At 62.5% G+C, this 18,324-nt stretch carries 15 protein-coding genes; 13 read left to right on the top strand and 2 right to left on the bottom strand.

Translation table 11 applies throughout. From position 1 onward, the window contains the following. Together YY7_RS0138530 and YY7_RS0138525 are read left to right on the top strand one after the other, a co-directional pair. Window positions 1–1,502 (top strand): acyl-CoA carboxylase subunit beta (locus tag YY7_RS0138530; protein ID WP_028167829.1); only part of this gene is annotated, 1,502 nt, incomplete at its 5' end. A 2-nt stretch (window positions 1,503–1,504) separates the two neighbouring features. Beyond that, window positions 1,505–3,520, top strand: a complete 2,016-nt coding sequence (locus tag YY7_RS0138525) for an acetyl-CoA carboxylase biotin carboxylase subunit (protein WP_028167828.1) — start codon at window positions 1,505–1,507, stop codon at window positions 3,518–3,520. Window positions 3,521–4,220: 700 nt separating this feature from the next. Here the strand turns inward: YY7_RS0138525 and YY7_RS54230 are convergent. Beyond that, complete coding sequence (locus YY7_RS54230) at window positions 4,221–5,825, bottom strand: PLP-dependent aminotransferase family protein (protein ID WP_196237399.1); 1,605 nt, start codon at window positions 5,823–5,825, stop codon at window positions 4,221–4,223. Between the two features lie 202 nt (window positions 5,826–6,027). Here YY7_RS54230 and YY7_RS0138515 point away from each other — a divergent pair, with 202 nt between their 5' ends. From YY7_RS0138515 to YY7_RS0138475, 8 genes are all read left to right on the top strand, one after another. Further along, complete coding sequence (locus tag YY7_RS0138515; RefSeq protein ID WP_210164730.1) at window positions 6,028–6,501, top strand: antibiotic biosynthesis monooxygenase family protein; 474 nt, start codon at window positions 6,028–6,030, stop codon at window positions 6,499–6,501. A gap of 53 nt (window positions 6,502–6,554) precedes the next feature. Next, window positions 6,555–7,799, top strand: a complete 1,245-nt coding sequence (locus YY7_RS0138510) for a GTP-binding protein (protein WP_035692028.1) — start codon at window positions 6,555–6,557, stop codon at window positions 7,797–7,799. Between the two features lie 109 nt (window positions 7,800–7,908). Continuing rightward, window positions 7,909–9,042 carry a phenylacetaldoxime dehydratase family protein gene (locus YY7_RS54225; RefSeq protein WP_196237398.1) on the top strand — a complete coding sequence of 378 codons (1,134 nt, stop codon included), beginning with the start codon at window positions 7,909–7,911 and terminating at the stop codon, window positions 9,040–9,042. Window positions 9,043–9,120: 78 nt separating this feature from the next. Then, entirely contained in the window at window positions 9,121–10,431 is a 1,311-nt protein-coding gene (locus YY7_RS0138495) for an ABC transporter substrate-binding protein (RefSeq protein ID WP_028167824.1), read from the top strand. Window positions 10,432–10,514: 83 nt separating this feature from the next. Beyond that, window positions 10,515–11,411 carry a branched-chain amino acid ABC transporter permease gene (locus tag YY7_RS0138490; protein WP_028167823.1) on the top strand — a complete coding sequence of 299 codons (897 nt, stop codon included), beginning with the start codon at window positions 10,515–10,517 and terminating at the stop codon, window positions 11,409–11,411. Between the two features lie 11 nt (window positions 11,412–11,422). After that, a complete protein-coding gene (locus YY7_RS54220; RefSeq protein ID WP_196237397.1) occupies window positions 11,423–12,406 on the top strand; it encodes a branched-chain amino acid ABC transporter permease in 984 nt (327 codons plus the stop codon). Continuing rightward, window positions 12,403–13,191: an ABC transporter ATP-binding protein gene (locus YY7_RS0138480; protein WP_028167822.1), complete on the top strand. Its 789-nt coding sequence runs from the start codon at window positions 12,403–12,405 to the stop codon at window positions 13,189–13,191. The genes YY7_RS54220 and YY7_RS0138480 overlap by 4 nt, the downstream gene beginning before the upstream one ends. Then, window positions 13,178–13,843, top strand: coding sequence for an ABC transporter ATP-binding protein (locus YY7_RS0138475; protein WP_028167821.1), 666 nt, complete (start codon window positions 13,178–13,180; stop codon window positions 13,841–13,843). Before YY7_RS0138480 ends, YY7_RS0138475 begins: the two co-directional genes overlap by 14 nt. Here the strand turns inward: YY7_RS0138475 and YY7_RS0138470 are convergent. Continuing rightward, window positions 13,834–14,751 carry a LysR family transcriptional regulator gene (locus YY7_RS0138470; protein WP_028167820.1) on the bottom strand — a complete coding sequence of 306 codons (918 nt, stop codon included), beginning with the start codon at window positions 14,749–14,751 and terminating at the stop codon, window positions 13,834–13,836. The genes YY7_RS0138475 and YY7_RS0138470 overlap by 10 nt on opposite strands. Window positions 14,752–14,851: 100 nt before the next feature. On the opposite strand from YY7_RS0138470, the gene YY7_RS0138465 reads away from it, so the two are divergent. The 3 genes from YY7_RS0138465 to YY7_RS0138455 all read left to right on the top strand — a co-directional run bounded on the left by YY7_RS0138465 (window position 14,852) and on the right by YY7_RS0138455 (window position 18,308). Further along, entirely contained in the window at window positions 14,852–15,883 is a 1,032-nt protein-coding gene (locus YY7_RS0138465; RefSeq protein ID WP_028167819.1) for a carbon-nitrogen hydrolase family protein, read from the top strand. Between the two features lie 152 nt (window positions 15,884–16,035). Further along, entirely contained in the window at window positions 16,036–16,968 is a 933-nt protein-coding gene (locus YY7_RS0138460; protein WP_028167818.1) for a LysR family transcriptional regulator, read from the top strand. Window positions 16,969–17,183: 215 nt separating this feature from the next. Next, window positions 17,184–18,308 carry an ABC transporter substrate-binding protein gene (locus tag YY7_RS0138455; protein ID WP_028167817.1) on the top strand — a complete coding sequence of 375 codons (1,125 nt, stop codon included), beginning with the start codon at window positions 17,184–17,186 and terminating at the stop codon, window positions 18,306–18,308. Window positions 18,309–18,324 lie beyond the last annotated feature (16 nt).

Genomic DNA, 18,324 nt, shown 5'->3' with positions numbered 1-18,324 from the left:
GGCGCGCCGGCGCCAAGTTGGGCGGCGGCGTCAAGCGCATCGAGGCGCAGCATGCCCGCGGCAAGCTGACGGCGCGGGAGCGCATCGAGCTGCTGCTCGACAAGGGATCGTTCGAGGAATTCGACATGTTCGTCGAGCACCGCTCGACCGAATTCGGCATGGAGAAGACCAGGGTTCCCGGCGACGGTGTCGTCACCGGTTGGGGCACCGTCAACGGCCGCAAGACCTTCGTCTTCGCCAAGGATTTCACGGTGTTCGGCGGCTCGCTGTCCGAGACCCATGCGCTGAAGATCACGAAACTCCAGGACATGGCGATGAAGGCGCGGGCGCCGATCATCGGCCTCTATGACGCCGGCGGCGCCCGCATCCAGGAGGGCGTCGCCGCGCTCGCCGGCTATTCCTACGTGTTCCGCCGCAACGTCATCGCCTCCGGCGTGATCCCGCAGATCTCCGTCATCATGGGCCCCTGCGCCGGCGGCGACGTCTACTCGCCGGCGATGACCGATTTCATCTTCATGGTGAAGAACACCAGCTACATGTTCGTGACCGGTCCTGACGTGGTGAAGACCGTGACCAACGAGGTGGTCACCGCCGAGGAGCTCGGCGGCGCCTCGGTGCACGCGACGCGCTCCTCGATCGCCGACGGCGCGTTCGAGAACGACGTCGACGCGCTGTTGCAGATGCGCCGGCTGATCGACTTCCTGCCCTCGAACAACACCGACGGCGTGCCGGAGTGGCCGAGCTTCGACGACATCGGCCGGGTCGACATGTCCCTGGACACCCTGATCCCCGACAATCCGAACAAGCCCTACGACATGAAGGAATTGATCCTGAAGGTCGTGGACGAGGGCGACTTCTTCGAGATCTCCGAGACCTTCGCCAAGAACATCGTCACCGGTTTCGGCCGCATCGCCGGCCGCACCGTGGGCTTTGTCGCCAACCAGCCGATGGTGCTCGCCGGTGTGCTCGACAGCGATGCGTCACGCAAGGCCGCGCGCTTTGTCCGCTTCTGCGATGCCTTCAACATCCCGATCGTCACCTTCGTCGACGTGCCGGGCTTCCTGCCCGGCACCGCGCAGGAATATGGCGGCCTGATCAAGCACGGCGCAAAGCTGCTGTTCGCCTATTCGCAGTGCACGGTGCCGCTCGTCACCATCATCACCCGCAAGGCCTATGGCGGCGCCTTCGACGTCATGGCGTCAAAGGAGATCGGCGCCGACATGAACTATGCCTGGCCGACTGCGCAGATCGCGGTGATGGGCGCCAAGGGCGCGGTCGAGATCATCTTCCGCTCCGACATCGGCGACCCCGACAAGATCGCCGCGCGCACCAAGGAATACGAGGACCGCTTCCTCTCCCCCTTCATCGCCGCCGAGCGCGGCTACATCGACGACGTCATCATGCCGCATTCGACAAGGCGACGTATCGCGCGGGCGCTCGCGATGCTGAAGGACAAGAAGGTCGAAGCGCCGGCGAAGAAGCACGACAATTTGCCATTGTAATCATGTTCAAACGCATTCTGATCGCCAATCGCGGCGAAATCGCCTGCCGGGTCATCAAGACCGCTCACCGCATGGGAATTCAGACGGTCGCGGTCTATTCCGTGGCCGACCGCGACGCCCTCCATGTCGAGATGGCCGACGAGGCCATTCTGATCGGCCCGCCGGCGGCGGCCGAGAGCTACCTGGTGATCGAGAAGATCGTGGAGGCCTGCCGCAAGACCGGCGCCGAGGCCGTGCATCCCGGCTACGGCTTCCTGTCCGAGCGCGAGGCGTTCCCGCGCGCGCTGGAGGAGGCCGGCATCGTCTTCATCGGTCCGAACCCCGGCGCGATCGCCGCGATGGGCGACAAGATCGAGTCCAAGAAGGCGGCCGCGAAGGCAAAGGTCTCCACCGTGCCGGGCCACCTTGGCGTCATCGAGGACGACAAGCACGCGGTGCGCATCGCCGACGAGATCGGCTATCCCGTGATGATCAAGGCCTCCGCGGGCGGCGGCGGCAAAGGCATGCGGATCGCGCATTCGAAGGCCGAGGTCGAGGAGGGCTTCAATCTCGCCAAGGCCGAAGCGAAATCCTCTTTCGGTGACGACCGCGTCTTCGTCGAAAAATTCATCGTCGATCCCCGCCACATCGAGATCCAGGTGCTGGGCGACAAGCACGGCAACGTGATCTATCTCGGCGAGCGTGAATGCTCGATCCAGCGCCGCAACCAGAAGGTCATCGAGGAGGCGCCGTCGCCGCTGCTCGACGAGGCCACCCGCCGCAAGATGGGCGAGCAGGCCGTCGCGCTCGCCAAAGCCGTGAACTATGATTCCGCCGGAACGGTCGAGTTCGTCGCGGGGCAGGACAAGAGCTTCTATTTCCTGGAGATGAACACGCGCCTGCAGGTCGAGCATCCCGTCACTGAGCTCGTCACCGGCATCGATCTCGTCGAGCAGATGATCCGGGTTGCCGCCGGCGAGAGGCTCGCCATCGCGCAGAAGGACGTCACGCTGACCGGCTGGGCGGTGGAATCGCGTCTCTATGCCGAAGACCCGTTCCGCAACTTCCTGCCCTCGATCGGGCGCCTGGTGAAATACCGTCCCCCGGTGGAAGCCAGCCAGGACGGCATCACCATTCGCAACGACACCGGCGTGCAGGAGGGCGGCGAGATCTCGATCCACTACGATCCGATGATTGCGAAGCTCGTCACGCATGCGCCCTCGCGCGCCGCGGCGATCGAAGCGCAGGCCACCGCACTCGACTCGTTCTATGTCGACGGTATCAGGCACAACATCCCGTTCCTGTCGGCGCTGATGCATCACCCGCGCTGGCGCGAAGGCCGGCTCTCGACTGGCTTCATTGCCGAGGAATTCCCCAAGGGCTTTGCGGTGCGCGTGCCGGAAGGCGAGGTCGCACGGCGCATCGCCGCCGTTGGCGCCGCCATCGATCACGTGCTCGGCGAGCGCAAGCGGCAGATCTCGGGACAAATGGGCGGCCGCGTCGTGCAGCGCGAGCGCCGCCGCGCGGTCTGGCTCGATCGCCAGGAGATTTTGCTCGAGGTCGGCCGCGAAGGCGACGCGATCGCGATCCGCTTCATCGATGCCGAAGGCAACGCCGGCAATGCGCATCTGCTGCAATCGCCGTGGAAGCCGGGCGATCCGGTCTGGCAGGGGACCATCGACGGCCATTTCGTCGCGGTCCAGGCGCGCCCGGTTCCCAACGGCATTCGTCTGGCGCATCAGGGCGTCGAGGTGCCGGTCTATGTCTGGACCGAAGCGGAAGCAGCTTCCGCCCGGCTGATGCCGGTGACGACGGCCTCCGACAGCGGCAAGAAGCTGCTCTGTCCGATGCCCGGCCTCATCGTCTCGATCGCGGTGAGCGAAGGCCAGGAGGTCAAGGTCGGTGAGACGCTCGCGGTCGTCGAAGCCATGAAGATGCAGAACGTGCTCCGAGCCGAGCAGGACGGCACCGTGAAGAAGATCCACGCCAGTGCCGGCGCAACGCTCGCGGTGGATGCACTGATTTTGGAATTTGCGTGAAATAATCGTCCAATGTCCAGACGGTCGCGGCTGCCGCCGCAAGACCATCAACTGATGTCGAAGCGCCGCGTTCTCAGCTTCCAGCTGCAACCTCGACTTGAACGGCGAGGTCACGACGGCCCGCACGAAACAGAGAAGCCCGATCATCCCGCCAACTTAGCCGAATCCGTCACATCATCAACTCGGACAAGGTTTTCGGTACACACAGGGGCTGCCGCGCGCGATGGTCGATGAAGTCATAAATAAGCATCTGCCTGTCCTGTGTCGTCCAATAGGAATAGGTACCACTGCAGCGTCCCTGGCCGTGGTTGTGTCGATTGTGGGCGATTGATCATCTGGGGGTTACGCACAACTATCCCGACGACGCCAGCGCAGTGGCAATGTTGTCGTTGACGGGCCATTGGCGCAGGTTTCTCTCGGAGGCGAAACCCCATTTTCGGGCCGTAGGTCAAATGGTGGTTTTTGATCTAGGAAGATCGAAAATGCTTTATCTTTCAACAGGAGTTGACTGACACTCTCTCCGCCATTTGCGCGATTAGGCACGCCAGACTGCGATCTTCTACTGTCTTGTACTCTTGGCGGTAGCGGCTGAAGCCGTGCGCGCGACCGATGTTAGCTTGCCGGGGGATGTCGGGTTGGCAACTGAGCGCAGCAGAAGCATCCGGCATTTTCCGCGCCGAAGCCGGGAGCCAGCTAGGAGTCAATTTCCTCTGCGATACGGCGGGGACTTCTGACGCCCAACCCGCTGGATCAGTCCGATCGCGATTTGGATCTGCTGCGGAGTGAGGCAGGGATAGCCCAGCAAGACTTGCCGTTCGGAACCCCCACGAGGGTGAAGCTGATGCGTCGGACTTTCATTCAAGGTGTAGATGCAAACCCCGATCTGTTGGCATTTCGACTTCAGCACCGACGCCGGACCGAGGTCCGAATCGATCGTCCAGACGAGGTGCATGCCGCCTTCAAAGCCACTGAGTGACGTCGTTGGGAAAGCGCCCCTGAGGCATTCCATCAAGGTATTCCTGCGCTCCAAATAGCAGGTTCTCATGCGAGACAGATGCTGTTCGAACGCGCCCGACGAGATGAAGTCCGCCGTAACAGACTGCTCCAGCCACGGATGGCCATTGTTCATCACTGATTTCAGGCAGCACGCTGCCTTGGCGAGATCGTGCGGAAACACCGCGTAGCCAAGACGCAAGCCGGGGCCGATCGACTTGGAGAATGTGCCGAGATACACGACGCATTCAGGCGCGAGCGCCTGCAAAGCGACCAGCGGAGACGAATTGTGCCGGAAGTCGCTGTCATAGTCGTCCTCGATCAGCAGCGTGCCCGTGCGGCGAGCCCAGGCGACCAAAGCTGACCGACGTTCGCGCGACAGCGTGACGCCAAGAGGGAACTGGTGCGACGGCGTTACGTACCCGACGCAGCCGCCGTCTTCCGGCAGCATGTCCGTATCCAGGCCGTCGTCCGTGACCGGTACCGGGACAAGCTGGGCGCCAAGGCTCAGGAATGCCTGTGCCGCGCCGCGATAGCAGGGGTCCTCCAGGACCACCCGCTTGTCACGGACTTCCATCAGCCGCGCGACCAGGTTCAGTCCTTCCTGGGCCCCTGCTGTCACGACGACTTGATCCGGCTGACACAATATGCCGCGCGCGGTGCGCAGGTGATTTGCGATTGCCTCCCGAAGCAGCGAGTGTCCGGCAGGATCCGTGTAGTCGCTGATCAGCCTCGTGAACGTATCCAGGTGTTCGGACGTGAGCCGTCGCCATAGATTTCTTGGGAAGAGACCAGGATCGGGGCGACCAATACGGAAGTCATACCGCAGCCTGTTCCCAGGTTCCTGGAAAAGCTGCATCCCTTCCACCGCCCGCTTGAGTCGTGCAAAGGACAGCCGGGTAACGTCGGTGTCGGGCCATTCATCCTTTATTCGTATGTGTTCGCTTGGCAGCGTCTCGCAGACGAACGTGCCAAGGCCCGGCCTTGTCACGATCAGTCCGTCCGCAATCATGCGCTCGTACGATAGCACCACTGTCCGTCTCGAGATCCCGAGCTGCTTCGCCATTTCTCGCGTGGAAGGCAGCCGCGCGCCGGGCAGCAGGATTTCGCGAGTGACCAGGGCTCGAAATTGATCGACGAGCTGACGTTGGAGGCCAACCTCTCCGGCCGCGTTGATGTCAATCGGCAATTGCATGGCAGCAACTCGAAGCAATGCGCATGCCAATAGCTTACCGAAAAACAGCCTCTCGGCCGAGGCCAGGCTGGTGGACACATGGTCTTTTTCCGACGCGGACCCATTCGTCTGCTTCAAACCCCGAGCCTGCGATCCAACGGGCATTGGATTGCGCGGAATGAGGGCGCCCGATCGTCAACCGGCTCGACGTTGATCGACCTGGACCAATGGAAAAATCGATCGCCGGCGCCAGCCGTAATTCTGAATCGTTCTAAGCTTCCGTCTGCGAGCGCAGTGGGCGCATCAGATGTGAGGACGAGCGATGGCGGTATATCAAAGCATGCAGCGGGTGCGGTTCTCGAGCGAGGACGGCTACAAGAAGTTCCAGGTCGTGTTTGCGAACGTGCGCCACCAACTGAAGAAGCTTCCGGGTTTCCTTCATCTGACCTGGTGGGTGCACCCCGACGACCCGCGCTGGTACAACGAAGTCAGCTTCTGGACGAGCTTCGAAGCTCTGAAGGATTGGCATATGGACACCTACCACAAGCACGCAAAGGAGTGGGCAGTCCGCACCGGCGCCATCATGGAGGACATCATTGTCAACTTCGAATACAAGAATGCGCGCCTCATTCGGGTATGTCCGGCTTGTGCCTCTATTTCGGACAAGGCATTCGACGTGTCCCTGGAACAAGCGGCGCTGGCCGAGCCGTGCCCCAAATGTGGCTTCATTTTCCCGGTGATGGCCGAGACCGCGAACAGCACGGCAGTCTTCAAGGACGTTCCTCCGATGCCGACGGCAGTCGCCGCGGAATAGAAGCGCGGAAGCTCGGCCCTTCGGGGGCCGAGCGCAATCACCAGGTGCGCTCGATGCTGTGCAATGGCCGAAAGAAGCTGCCCGTAACCGTCTTGTCTGGATTCCTTGGTGCCGGAAAGACCACGTTGTTGAACGAGCTGCTTCTCAACCGGAGTGGTCGGCGCGTCGCTGTGATCGTCAACGACATGTCGGTCGTCAACATCGACAAGGCGCTGATCGAGTCCGGTGGATCCCAGCTATCCCGCACCGAAGAAACATTGGTCGAGCTCAGCAACGGCTGCATCTGTTGCACGCTGCGGGGAGATCTCATCGCCGAGGTGAGGAAGCTCTGCAACGAACGACGCTTCGACAATTTGATCATCGAGGCTACGGGAATTTCAGAGCCAATGCCCATTGCGGCGGCATTCTCCTACCGAGACGAGAATGGTCGGAGTCTGGATGATATCGCCTACATCGACAACATGGTGACGGTGGTCGACACCGCGCGCCTCGCCCAGGATTTTTGGTCGCGTGAGATGCTGCAAGCAAGACAGAAGGAAGTCTCCCCCGACGACAAGCGAGCCATTGTCGAGTTGCTGGTCGACCAAGTAGAGTTTGCCGACACCATCATCCTGAACAAGATATCCTCGGCGACGAACGAGCAGCGCAAATATGCATATTCGATCATCCGCGGACTGAACTCGGATGCGAGAATCTACGAGACGGATTTCGGCCATCTGGATTTGACCCAGATCATCGGCGTAAGGCGGTTCGCCCCGGAAAAGGCCGCCCTGCGTCCCCTCTGGAAGAAGGAGATCGAAGGATTCAAGGATCATGTGCCGGAGACGCTGGAGTTCGGCATTTCGAGCTTCGTATACCGCGCCCGGCGTCCGTTCGATCCTCAGCGCTTTTCCGACTTCCTGGGCAGCGGCTGGGGCGGAGTGTTGCGCGCGAAGGGATTTTTCTGGTTGGCCAGCCGACCTCGGTGGGTCGGAGAACTGAGCCATTGCGGTGCTCTCGTGCGAACCAGCGGGAGGAGCTGGTGGTGGTGCGCAGTCGATCAAAAGTTGTGGCCTCGGGATACTGCCTGGCGCAGCCAACTCGCGGCCTCGTGGGACCAACGGTACGGCGATCGCAAGCAGGAACTCGTGTTCATCGGTGGGGCGCTCGATGTTGAGGATCTGCAAAGACGGCTGGATCTCTGTCTCACCGAGTCCTGGCCGTCGGAAGATCCCGCAGGACTCGCTGATGAAAAGGATTGTTTTCCGGTGTGGCGGACGAAGGCTGACCCGGAGGAATCCCGCTCCGTGGTCGCATGACGTTGCCGAAATCTTGCACAATACTGTGCAGTCTTTTGTGCATACATGCGGCAACAAACCATGCAAGTGTTTGTCGCCGGGTTGATGCGATTACTGAATGGGGGCCGACATGGTCGCTTCCGACGTTGCTCATCGCTGGCGACCGCGCACGCCCGTCGCACGGGTCTTGAACGAGGCGCCAGGGGAGACATTCAGCCCAACGGAGCGCGTGACGCCGCTTCGCAAGCCACCGAATTTCAAGCCGGCCGTGCAACGCTGGTCGTTTCAGGTGCCCCCGAACCAGACGCAGTTCCGCATGGCGCTGTTTGGCGCCGAGGGCCCGGACAGCGTAGCGCTCGGCTCTCACCCGCTGCTTTCATGGGCCGAGCGATTCCTCGCCAATCATCCCGATGGCCCGAATTGTCACCAGCACGCACGGTCCCGCACGCTTCACGGCACGGCGAGCCACCTCATCTCGGCCTATTGGGTCGATGAGGATCGATTTGCGCGCTGGTGCAGCGACAGGGCGGCGGAAGCCTGGTGGCAGGCACCCGAGCGGCTCAAGGGTCCATTCGGCACGTGGCGTGAAATCCTGCGTGTGCCGCGCGACCGGCAGGAAAGCCTGTTCTGGCTGGATTTTCCGATCGGCGTATCCGCAAGCGCCGAGGTCGCGCTCTATCCGACACCTTATTGCGGCTACTACGGCGCCATGCGTGATCGTCTGATCGCCGCGGCAGAGAGCAGGCTGGAGTCGCCGTTTGGCGAAGCCCTGCAGCGGCAGTCGGGCCGACAGGGATTCGGCCAGCATTGGGCCGTTCATCCGCCGAAGAATCTCGCGATCATCCGCGGTGGCTCGAGCTGGGGCTTCATGGATGAAGAGCAGCATGCCAGTTATGACGACCAGCTTCGCGGTCCGGTCAGCGCCGGCATGGACTATCTGGAGCAGAATCCGCTGCCGAGCGGCTGTGCATCGATGCGGTGGCAGCGCAGCAGCGACATCCACGGCAATCTCGAGCCGGACGAATATGCCCACGCATATTTCCTTTCGCTGGCGCATCTGGAGAACTGGTCCGAGAACCACGCCAGTCATGCCGCGATCTTTTCGGCGGCGATCAGGCGCTATCGCCACTATGGCGCCGCCAACCAACTGCGGACTTGGCACGAGGTCTACGTCTTGCCGGAAGGGGGGCACAGGTTCGAATACCTGAACTGCCACCCGGAGACCGGTCTGCTCCCCTGGTTCGACGCCGAGAGACTGCGCTGAATTCCATTCATTGACGTTCTGATCGTGGCTGGGACCACGAAGGGATTTCTGTTGGCCTTTTGGAAGCTGGAGGTTGCGATGAAGACGAAACTTCGACTGTGGGCCGCGTCGACGGCAGCGATGCTGGTCTGTCTGACCAGCATTCATGCGGACCCGGCGGTGGCCGAGGACAAGCTGAAGATCGGACTCGTGTTCTTCCTGTCCGGACCCGGAGCCGCCTATGGATCGCACGCGCGGGACGGCGCGAAGCTGATCGCGGAGGCCCTCAATGCCGCAAAGGTGCCGGCGCCCTACGACAAGGCGGGCATCAACGGCCTGCGGATCGAGCCGGTCTTCGTCGACGAGGCCGGCGGCGCGCAGAAGCAGCTTGCGGAATACCGTCGCCTCGTTGAAAGCGAGAAGGTCGACATGGTGATCGGCTACAATTCGAGCGCCGACTGCAATGCCATCGCGCCGGTCGCCGAGGAGTTGCAGGTGCTGACGGACTTCTTTCATTGCGGCAACCCGCAGTTATTCGAGGATATCGTCACCGCGCCTGAATATTCGGTACGCACAGCGCCCACCGGCACGATGGACCAGGTCGCCGCCGCCAAATATCTCCTCGAGAAGATGCCGGCGATCAAGTCGGTGTCGGGCATCAATCAGGACTACTCGTGGGGACAGGATAGCTGGACCGAGTTCAAGGCGGCGATGTCAGCGCTCAAGCCGGACATTCAGTATCCCGCAGGGTTGTTCACCAAGCTTGGCACCAGCGACTATGGGGCGGAAATCAGCGCGCTGTTGAGCAGCCCGGCGGACGCCTTGTTCTCCAGCTTCTGGGGCGGTGATGCCGATGCGTTCGCGCTCCAGGCGTCGACCCGCGGCCTGACCGAGAAGTCGAAATTCGTCCTCACGATGGGCACCGGGATTATCGATGACCTCGGTGAGAAGACCATCGTCGGCTCGATCTTCGGCGCGCGTGGGCCACATGGCTATTTTGCCCGCAAGACCCCGCTCGCGGACTGGTTCAAGGCGGAGTATCTGAAAACCTATCATCGTGTGCCGCCATTCGGCGCCTATGCCGCAGCGCAGGGCATATTCGGCATCAAGGCGGCCTACGAGAAAGCCGCAGCCGGCTTGGCGGGCAAGCTGAAGACGGAGGCCGTGATAGCGGCCCTGAAAGGGCTGACCTTCGAAACCGCGAGCGGATTTCCGATCACGATGGCGAACAACAACGGGCATCAGGCGATCCAGGCCACAGCCTATGGTGTGTATGCCGGCTGGGACAAGGCCAAGAACGAAGCCATCGTCACCGACATCAAGGTGTATCCCGCCGAGTGCGTGAACCCGCCCAACGGCGTTCGCGCCGTGGACTGGATCAAGTCCGGCTTCAAGGGTGCCAAGTGCTGACGAAGATTTTGTCGACGAAAATCTGATGCGCGGGGCGCAGCCGCGGATGCTGCGCCCATTCATCCGAGATGCGGAGAAGTCTTTTGGGTACGCTCAGCGCCATCATCGTGGATGCTGCCTCGTTTTCGGCCTGGCTGTTCCTGGTCGCCGTCGGGCTGACCTTGATTTTCGGCGTGCTGCGTCTGCTCAACATCGCGCACGGAGCATTCTACTCCGTCGGCGCATATGCAGCCATCTATGCCATCGGCGCTTCGGTCGCGCTCGGATGGGGAACGGCGCTTCAGCTCGCAGCCGCGCTTGGAGCGGCGAGCGTGATCGGCGCTCTCATCGGCTTGCTTGTCGAGCGCTGCGTCCTGCTCCGGCTCTATGGTCATCCCGAGCCGCTGGTGCTGATCGCGACCTATGCCCTGTTTCTTGTGCTGGACGATTTGACCAAGATGATATCGGGCGGCCGGTCGCTGTATGCGGCGCAGCCGAGAGACAACCTTGGTCAGATCGCCATCGGCGGCTTGCAATATCCGACCTACGACATCGCGCTGATCGGTGTTTCGCTGATGGTCGCGGCAGCGGCATGGTACACGCTCAACCGGACGCGGCTCGGACGCTGCGTGACGGCGGTCGTGTTCGACAGCGAGATCAGCGCTGCCATGGGCATTCATGTCGGCCGCATCAAGACCGGTACGTTCATTGTCGGTTCGGTCCTCGGCTGCATCGCGGGAGCGCTGACGGCCCCGAAAATTGCAGTCAGCCCGGGCATTGGCGTCGAAGTCATTGTCATTGCCTTCGCCGTCGTCGTCGTCGGAGGTCTCGGCAGCATTCCCGGCGCATTGCTTGGCGCCGCCATCGTCGGGCTCGCGCGTGCCGTCACGGCGCATCTGATGCCGGAGGTCGAGGTTTTCGCAGTCTACTTTGCCATGGTGGCCGTCCTTGCGGTGAGACCGCATGGATTGCTGGCCCCGGTCGCGGCGCGCCGCATATGAAGGGGCACCGGATGGACTGGACCATTGCGGCGCTGCTCGCCGTTGCGATCGTCGCGACGGTCGGCGCTGCCGGCGTTCCGAGTTGGATCCGTTATCTCGGGCAACTCTCGACCTCGACCGCGCTGGCCTCGGTTGGCGTGATGATCTTGTTGCGGGCCGGCTTGCTGTCGTTCGGTCAGAGCCTTTTCTATTTTGTCGGCGGCTATGCCGTTGCCCTGATAGCCAGATATGGCGGCGTGACGGACGCTCTTGCGCTCGTGATGGTCGCCGCCATCGCCGCCGGCCTGGCGGCGGCCATCATTGGTCAGCTTCTCGCAGGATATCGCGGCATCTTCTTCTCGATGCTGACGTTGGCTCTGTCGATGGTGATGTTCAGCGTTGCGACCAAGGTGCGCCTGTTCGGTGGCAGCGACGGCCTGAACATCGGGCTGATGTCCTACCTCGGCTACCGTCCGCGCGGTCCGGACGCCCAGTGGGCGAGCTTCGTTTTCTGCATATGGGTGTGGACGGCGCTGGCGATCATGACGCACGCCTTTCTCCGCTCGCGGTTTGGCGCGTTGATTCCCGCCGTTGCCGACAACGAGATCCGGATCGAATATCTGGGATATTCGGTGAGGAAGGTGGTCTGGGTCGCCTACGGCATCGCCGGCATGCTCGCCGGCGCCGGCGGCGCACTGGCCGGATTGTCGGCGCGTCATGTCGACCCGCAATTCGCCTACTGGACGACGGCCGGCGACTTCATCTTCGTCGTGCTCCTCAGCGGCCAGGCGAGCGTCCTCAGCCCCGCGCTGGGCGCCTTTTTTCTGGAGATCCTGCGCAGCTACGCGTCGGCGCTGTTTCCGGACCAGTGGCAGACGGCATTCGGCGCAATGATGCTTGCGATCGTGCTCTTTCTTCCGGCAGGTCTCGATCGCCTGATCGTGCTGATCTGGTCGGCGGTCCGCAAGATACGTGCGCTGCGGCCACACACCCTCGAACGCGGCAGGTCGTCATGACCGACTTGCTGCAATGTATCGGGGTTCAGCGCAGGTTCGGGGATTTCCTCGCGGCCAAGGGGATTGACCTGACCGTGCGCCATGGCGAGATCGTCGGGATCATCGGTGCCAACGGCGCGGGCAAGACGACCCTCTTCAACATCATATCGGGTTACCTGAAGCCGACTGATGGTCGCATCATGTTTCGCGGGATGGACGTGACCGGACTGCCGCCGCGGTTCCTCGTCCGCCAGGGCATCGCGCGTTCTTTCCAGGTGCCGCAGCTCTTCGGCAGGAGCACTGCGCGCGAGAACATGATGATCGCGCTCTCCCTTCTGGCGGAACGGCGTCCGTCGATCCTGCGCCGCTTCTCCGAACGAGGCTTGATCGATCAGGCGGAGCGCGTCCTGAGCGCCTACGGTATCGGCGAGCACGCGGATGCCGTCGTCGCGAACATCCCCCAGGGGGTAAGGAAGCTGCTCGACATTGCGATGGCGACCTGCGCCGATCCCGCTCTCGTACTGCTGGATGAGCCGACCAGCGGCGTGAGCTCCGACGAGAAGAACCAGTTCGTCTCCGGCCTGATCGAGCGGTTTCGCAAAGCCTCGACGGCCGTCATTTTCATCGAGCACGACATGGACATCGTGCGTGAACATGCCTCGCGTGTGATCGCGCTCTACGAGGGCCGGATCATCGCTGATGGCGCCGCGGACGTCATTTTTGCCGACGAGGATGTCATTCGTTTCATCACGGGGGCCGCCGGCGGGGCCTCGCCGCAGGTGAAGGATCGCTATGCTTCAGCTTGACCGCCTGTGCGTACGCATCGACGGAGCGGACGTTCTACGCGACGTCTCGCTTCACGTCCGGCCAAATGCGTTCGTCGCCCTGATCGGCCGCAACGGCGCAGGCAAGACGACGCTGATGCGCTCGGTCATGAACCTGATCCCGCGATGGTCAGGCGAGATCCGGATCGGGGATCGATCGACCACGGAAGCCAGCCCATCCGACCATGCCCGTCATGGCGTCGGCTACATGCCCGAGGACCGGCGGTTGATCGCAGGCTGGTCGGTCGAGGAGAACATTCTGTTGCCGGTCTGGGCCAATCCGCGTCCCGACGCGCAGGCGCGGCTTGCCTGGTGCTATTCGCTGATTCCCGAGATCGCTCCCTTCAGCCGGCGTCGAGCCATGGAGCTGAGCGGCGGCCAGCAGAAGCTCGTCGCGCTGGCGCGGGCGCTGATGGTGGCGCGCAACCTGCTGCTGCTGGACGAGCCCTTTGAAGGCGTCGCTCCGGTGCTCGCCCAGCGCATCGCGGAAATCCTTTCCGAGCTCCGAAAGACGGGATCGCTCAGCGTGCTGGTCAGCGAGTCCGATGCGACGCACGGCCGCGGCCTCGTCGACCACGCCTACGTCATCGAGCGCGGCGCAATCGACGCGGCGGGCGGACAGAGTCACCGATGACGCGCCGTGCCACGGAAGAACGCCTTGTCGCGAGCGATCAGATCCTGCAGCGTGTCGGTGACCGCCTTGATGCGTGGAGATCCGGCGAGATCGGCATGGGCCGTCAGCCACAGCTCCCGCCGTCCCGTGAGCGTGTTCGGCAGCACCTTGACCAGGCCGACCTGGTCGGCGCCACTGAACGAAGGCAGGCAGACGATGCCGAGGCCTCCGCGTGCCGCGCCAAGCTGGGAAAGCATGCTGTTGCTGGTGAAGACGAAGCGAGGGTCTGGAACCAGCTCTTCAAGCCACCGCACGGCGTCGACAAGAACGAACTCCTCGATATAGCCGACGAAATTGTGATGGGGGAGGTCGTCGGCAGCCCGCGGTACGCCGGCTCTTCGGAGATAGTCGGGCGACGCCCACAAATGCGTGGTGAACCCCCCGAGCTGCGAACTGATCAGGTTGCGGCCGGTCGGACGAAAGAACGACAGAAACAGGTCGGCCTCCCGCCGATTGACGCGGACTTGCTGCGAGGACGTGACCAGCTCGAGCTGGACGTCGGGCGCCCGCGTGCGCAGGGCTTGCAGCCTCGGCGTGAGCCAGAGCGAGGCAATGCCCTCCATTGTCGCGAGCCGTACCAGACCGGCCGCGGTCGAACCGCTCACGTCCGCACGCAAGTGACGGATACCTGCGGCCAGCTCTTCGGCTCGGCACATCACGGCAAGGCCCATCTCGGTCAAGGTGACGCCGCCGCGTCCGCGCTTGAAGAGGGTCGCGCCGACCGCATGCTCCAGCCGTGTAAGGCGGCGACTGACCGTCGAATGGTCTACCTTCAGCGCGCGCGCAGCCTGGGTGAGGCTGCCGACGCGAGCGACATCAAGGAAGATGCGCAGATCATCCCAATCGATGCGTTCGATGGGAGATGTCAAAGGATGGCTCCAATCAGTCTCTCTTGCGAGAATTTCATCGCATACATGCCCCAAGAGTCAATTGCTTACACGGTGTCTTATATGCAGGAGGACGGATCGAATGAGTTCTGAACAAGTCAAGATCGCCGCAGCCCATGTGGCGCCCATCTTCCTCGACGCAACCCAAACGGCCGAGAAGGCTGCCGGACTCATCGCGCAGGCTGCAAGGGAAGGCGCATCGCTCATTGCCTTTCCCGAGAGCTTTATACCGGGGTTTCCGATCTGGACGGCGGTGCACGCGCCGATCCGTACGCATGCAGCCTTCGCGGCATTCGCCGGCGCGAGCATCTATGCCGATGGTCCGGAAGTTCAGCGGATTCGCCACGCGGCGCGAAAGCACAAGATCTTCGTCTCTCTCGGCTTCAGTGAACGTGATCGCGCCAGCGTCGGTGGATTGTGGAACAGCAATATCCTGATCAGAGATGACGGCGTCGTGCTCGTGCACCATCGCAAGCTGGTGCCGACGTTCTACGAAAAACTGGCCTGGAATCCGGGTGATGCTTTCGGCCTGCGCGTGGCCGAGACGCGGATCGGGCGGATTGGAGCGTTGATTTGCGGAGAGAACACCAATCCGCTCGCTCGTTTCGCGCTGATCGCGCAGGGCGAGCAGATCCACGTTGCGTCCTATCCGCCCGTATGGCCCACCCGGCCACCGGAAGAGGTCGGCAACTACGACAACCGATCGGCCAACCGCATCCGGGCTGCCGCGCACGCATTCGAGGCCAAGTGCTTCGTCGTGGTGGTCGGAAGTTGCCTCGACCAGGCCGCCATCGACCGGATTACCGATGGCGACAAGGCCGCCTCGAGCGTCTTGGAAGCAACGCCCGTGGCCGAAAGCTTCTTCGTCGATCCCACCGGCGCGGTTTTCGGCGAGGCGACGACGGCAGAGGGCCTTGTCTATGCCGAGTTCGATTTGCGGCGCTGCGTTGAACCCAAGCGCTTTCATGATGTGGCCGCCGGCTACAATCGTTTCGATCTTTTCGACTTCCATGTACGGCGTGAGCGGCTGCGGCCGGCTCATTTCGACGATGCTGCCGAGCAGAAGGTCGAAATCGTTGGTCTTCCCGAAACCGTGCAGCGCGCTGATCGATGATGCGAGGTTGAGCGCGGCAGCGGCCGGCGCGTGGCCGGGCTCCAAGCACCGGTCGGCCGTTGGTCCGGTTCTTTCCTGCGACGGACTGAAGCAGGATCCGGCACACTTGCCCAGGATGCCGCCAACGGCACGCAAATTGCTTTCTCTTTAGCATGGACATCAAGCAAATCGCATACTTTCAGGCTGTTGCCGATTGCGGAAGCTTCGCCAAAGCATCTGAGAGATTGCACATTTCTCAACCGGCGATCAGTGCCCAGATTGGGCAATTGGAAGCCGAGCTGGCTGCCACTCTATTGGTGCGTCACGCCAGGGGTATACGCCTGACACCTGCCGGGGTTGTTTTTCTCGAGCATGGGCGGGAGATCCTGGCCAAGATAGAGCAAGCGCGTTCCGCGGTCGCCGATCTCGATCGTGAGGTCTCGGGCAGCGTGACCATCGCCATGATCACGACGATTGCGAACGTGGTGGCGCCTCGGCTGCTCGAGCGGGCGAAGCTCATCTTCCCGAAGCTCGAGGTCAAGATCTTCGAGGCACTGAGCGGCGAAGTCACCGCCTGGCACGCCGGAAGCCGGTTCGATCTCTCGATCTTGTACCTCCCCGACACCCACAAAGTGGTCGGCGCCACTCCCTTCCTGAATGAGCGGCTCTATCTCCTCGGTCCGATTGATCGCGATCGGGAGCTGGGCGAGCCGGTCCGCTTCGCCGATCTCGGCGGGGTGCCGCTTCATCATACATCGCGAATCCACGCCTGCCGCCTGTTGCTGGACAGCATGGCGAGCAAGCTGAACGTTGAACTGAACATCGTCGCCGAAATCGACTCGATCACGCTGCTCTACGATTTCGTTGCTGCCCGGAATGCCTACAGCGTGTTTCCCTGCATCGGGGAGGCCCCCGAGTTCCAGCGAGCCGTCGACTACAGGCCGATCATCGAACCCGCGCTGGCATTGCAGAGCTACATCGTGCGGGCCACGAACCGGCCCAACTGCCGGCCGATCAACGCCGTGGTCCAGCTCCTCTCGGAGCTGGCAGAAGAAATCACCAGCCCGCACAAGGTGACCCGGCAGGAATGTTCCGTCGGCGCCTGAGGCGCTCGGCGGTCTATTGTCCTTGTCGCAGGGCCGCGCCCGCCGCCCGTGGAGGAGAGTGGGCCGGTGGTGCTGCGCGCAGCGCATGATGCCAAGGCGTCGGAAAAGCTGAAGGGTCCCGTCGGAAATCAGTATTGGTGCATCTCGTAACAGTCGTGCGAGCGTCCTCCTAGGAAAGACGAAGGTCAGCCCTCGGCAACTTTGGAGACGCGTTTATGAGATCTACTGGCGCAATCGTGCTTGCGACCATGGTGCTGTTTTCGTCCGGCGCCAGGGCGCAGGAAACAAACCTGACCGTGCCGATCATCGCGCCGATTACCGGCCTGCTCGCGCTGGAAGGTACATCGCAGCTCAACGGCGCCAACCTCGCCATCGCTCATGCCCCCGCCGGGCTGAAGATCAAGAGCGTGACGGTGGATTCCGGCACTGCGGCGGACGGCGGCGCGAATGCGCTGGAGCGCGTTGCAGGCGAAAAGAACGTCGATTTCGTCGTCGCACCGCTGTTCGGCACGCAGGTGCTCGCGATGTTGCCGGGGGCCCTCGACTACAAGATGCCGCTCCTGGCGCCCACCGGAACCGGCCCCGTCACGGAGCAGGGCAATCCCTACATGTTCCGCCTGTATCCGCATGACGCGATCTCGAAGGCCGCACATATCCGCTACGTCGTCGACGAGCTCAAGCTGAAGAAGGCCGCAATCCTCTACAATACCACGGGCTACGGCCAGAGCGGCTTCAAGTACATGTCGGAGTACCTGGCCAAGGCTGGCGGAGAGGTCGTGTTCTCCGAGGGAATCGATCTCAGCGCGAAGGAGATCTCGGCAACGCTGGCCAAGCTGAAGGCGGCGAAGCCCGACGTCGTCCTCATTCAGATGCACAGCGCCTCCATCGCGATGGTGGTCAAGCAGCTCGCGGCCGCCAATATCCAGATCCACGTGGTCGGGAACACGACCATCGCGATGCCGGCGACCGCGGCGCTTTTGCAGCCTTCGGAGCTCAAGGGCGTCTGCGCCGAAAGCGCTTCGTGGCTGGAGAAGGGCGCTAGTTCCGCGACGGACCGCTTCCTCGACGACTATACGGCGAAGTTTAGCGCAATGCCCGATGCCTACGCCATCCAGCAGTATGACGGCCTGATGATGGCGCTGACCGCCGTCAAGAATGGAGCAAAGTCAGCCGAAGACGTCCGCAAATACATGTCGTCGAGCGAGTATCGGGGTGTTGCGATGACCTACAAGTCCGACGGCAAGGGCAACCTGGCGCACTCCGTTGTCATCGTCTGCTACGACGGCGCATCGCTCACGCCAAAACTCGTCAAGCGCTACGACGACGTCGCCGGCTTCTAATCCTCGATCAACCAGA

Source organism: Bradyrhizobium elkanii WSM2783, assembly GCF_000472865.1.
Lineage (GTDB): Bacteria > Pseudomonadota > Alphaproteobacteria > Rhizobiales > Xanthobacteraceae > Bradyrhizobium > Bradyrhizobium elkanii_A.
This window is presented reverse-complemented; position numbering and strand designations above follow the sequence as displayed.

Coding starts and splice junctions, on each gene's coding strand:
- YY7_RS54225 (WP_196237398.1), top strand. CDS start 7,909: ATGGTCGCTTCCGACGTTGCTCATCGCTGGCGACCGCGCACGCCCGTC.
- YY7_RS0138465 (WP_028167819.1), top strand. CDS start 14,852: ATGAGTTCTGAACAAGTCAAGATCGCCGCAGCCCATGTGGCGCCCATC.
- YY7_RS0138495 (WP_028167824.1), top strand. CDS start 9,121: ATGAAGACGAAACTTCGACTGTGGGCCGCGTCGACGGCAGCGATGCTG.
- YY7_RS0138455 (WP_028167817.1), top strand. CDS start 17,184: ATGAGATCTACTGGCGCAATCGTGCTTGCGACCATGGTGCTGTTTTCG.
- YY7_RS0138480 (WP_028167822.1), top strand. CDS start 12,403: ATGACCGACTTGCTGCAATGTATCGGGGTTCAGCGCAGGTTCGGGGAT.
- YY7_RS0138460 (WP_028167818.1), top strand. CDS start 16,036: ATGGACATCAAGCAAATCGCATACTTTCAGGCTGTTGCCGATTGCGGA.
- YY7_RS0138510 (WP_035692028.1), top strand. CDS start 6,555: ATGCTGTGCAATGGCCGAAAGAAGCTGCCCGTAACCGTCTTGTCTGGA.
- YY7_RS54220 (WP_196237397.1), top strand. CDS start 11,423: ATGGACTGGACCATTGCGGCGCTGCTCGCCGTTGCGATCGTCGCGACG.
- YY7_RS0138475 (WP_028167821.1), top strand. CDS start 13,178: ATGCTTCAGCTTGACCGCCTGTGCGTACGCATCGACGGAGCGGACGTT.
- YY7_RS0138515 (WP_210164730.1), top strand. CDS start 6,028: ATGCAGCGGGTGCGGTTCTCGAGCGAGGACGGCTACAAGAAGTTCCAG.
- YY7_RS0138525 (WP_028167828.1), top strand. CDS start 1,505: ATGTTCAAACGCATTCTGATCGCCAATCGCGGCGAAATCGCCTGCCGG.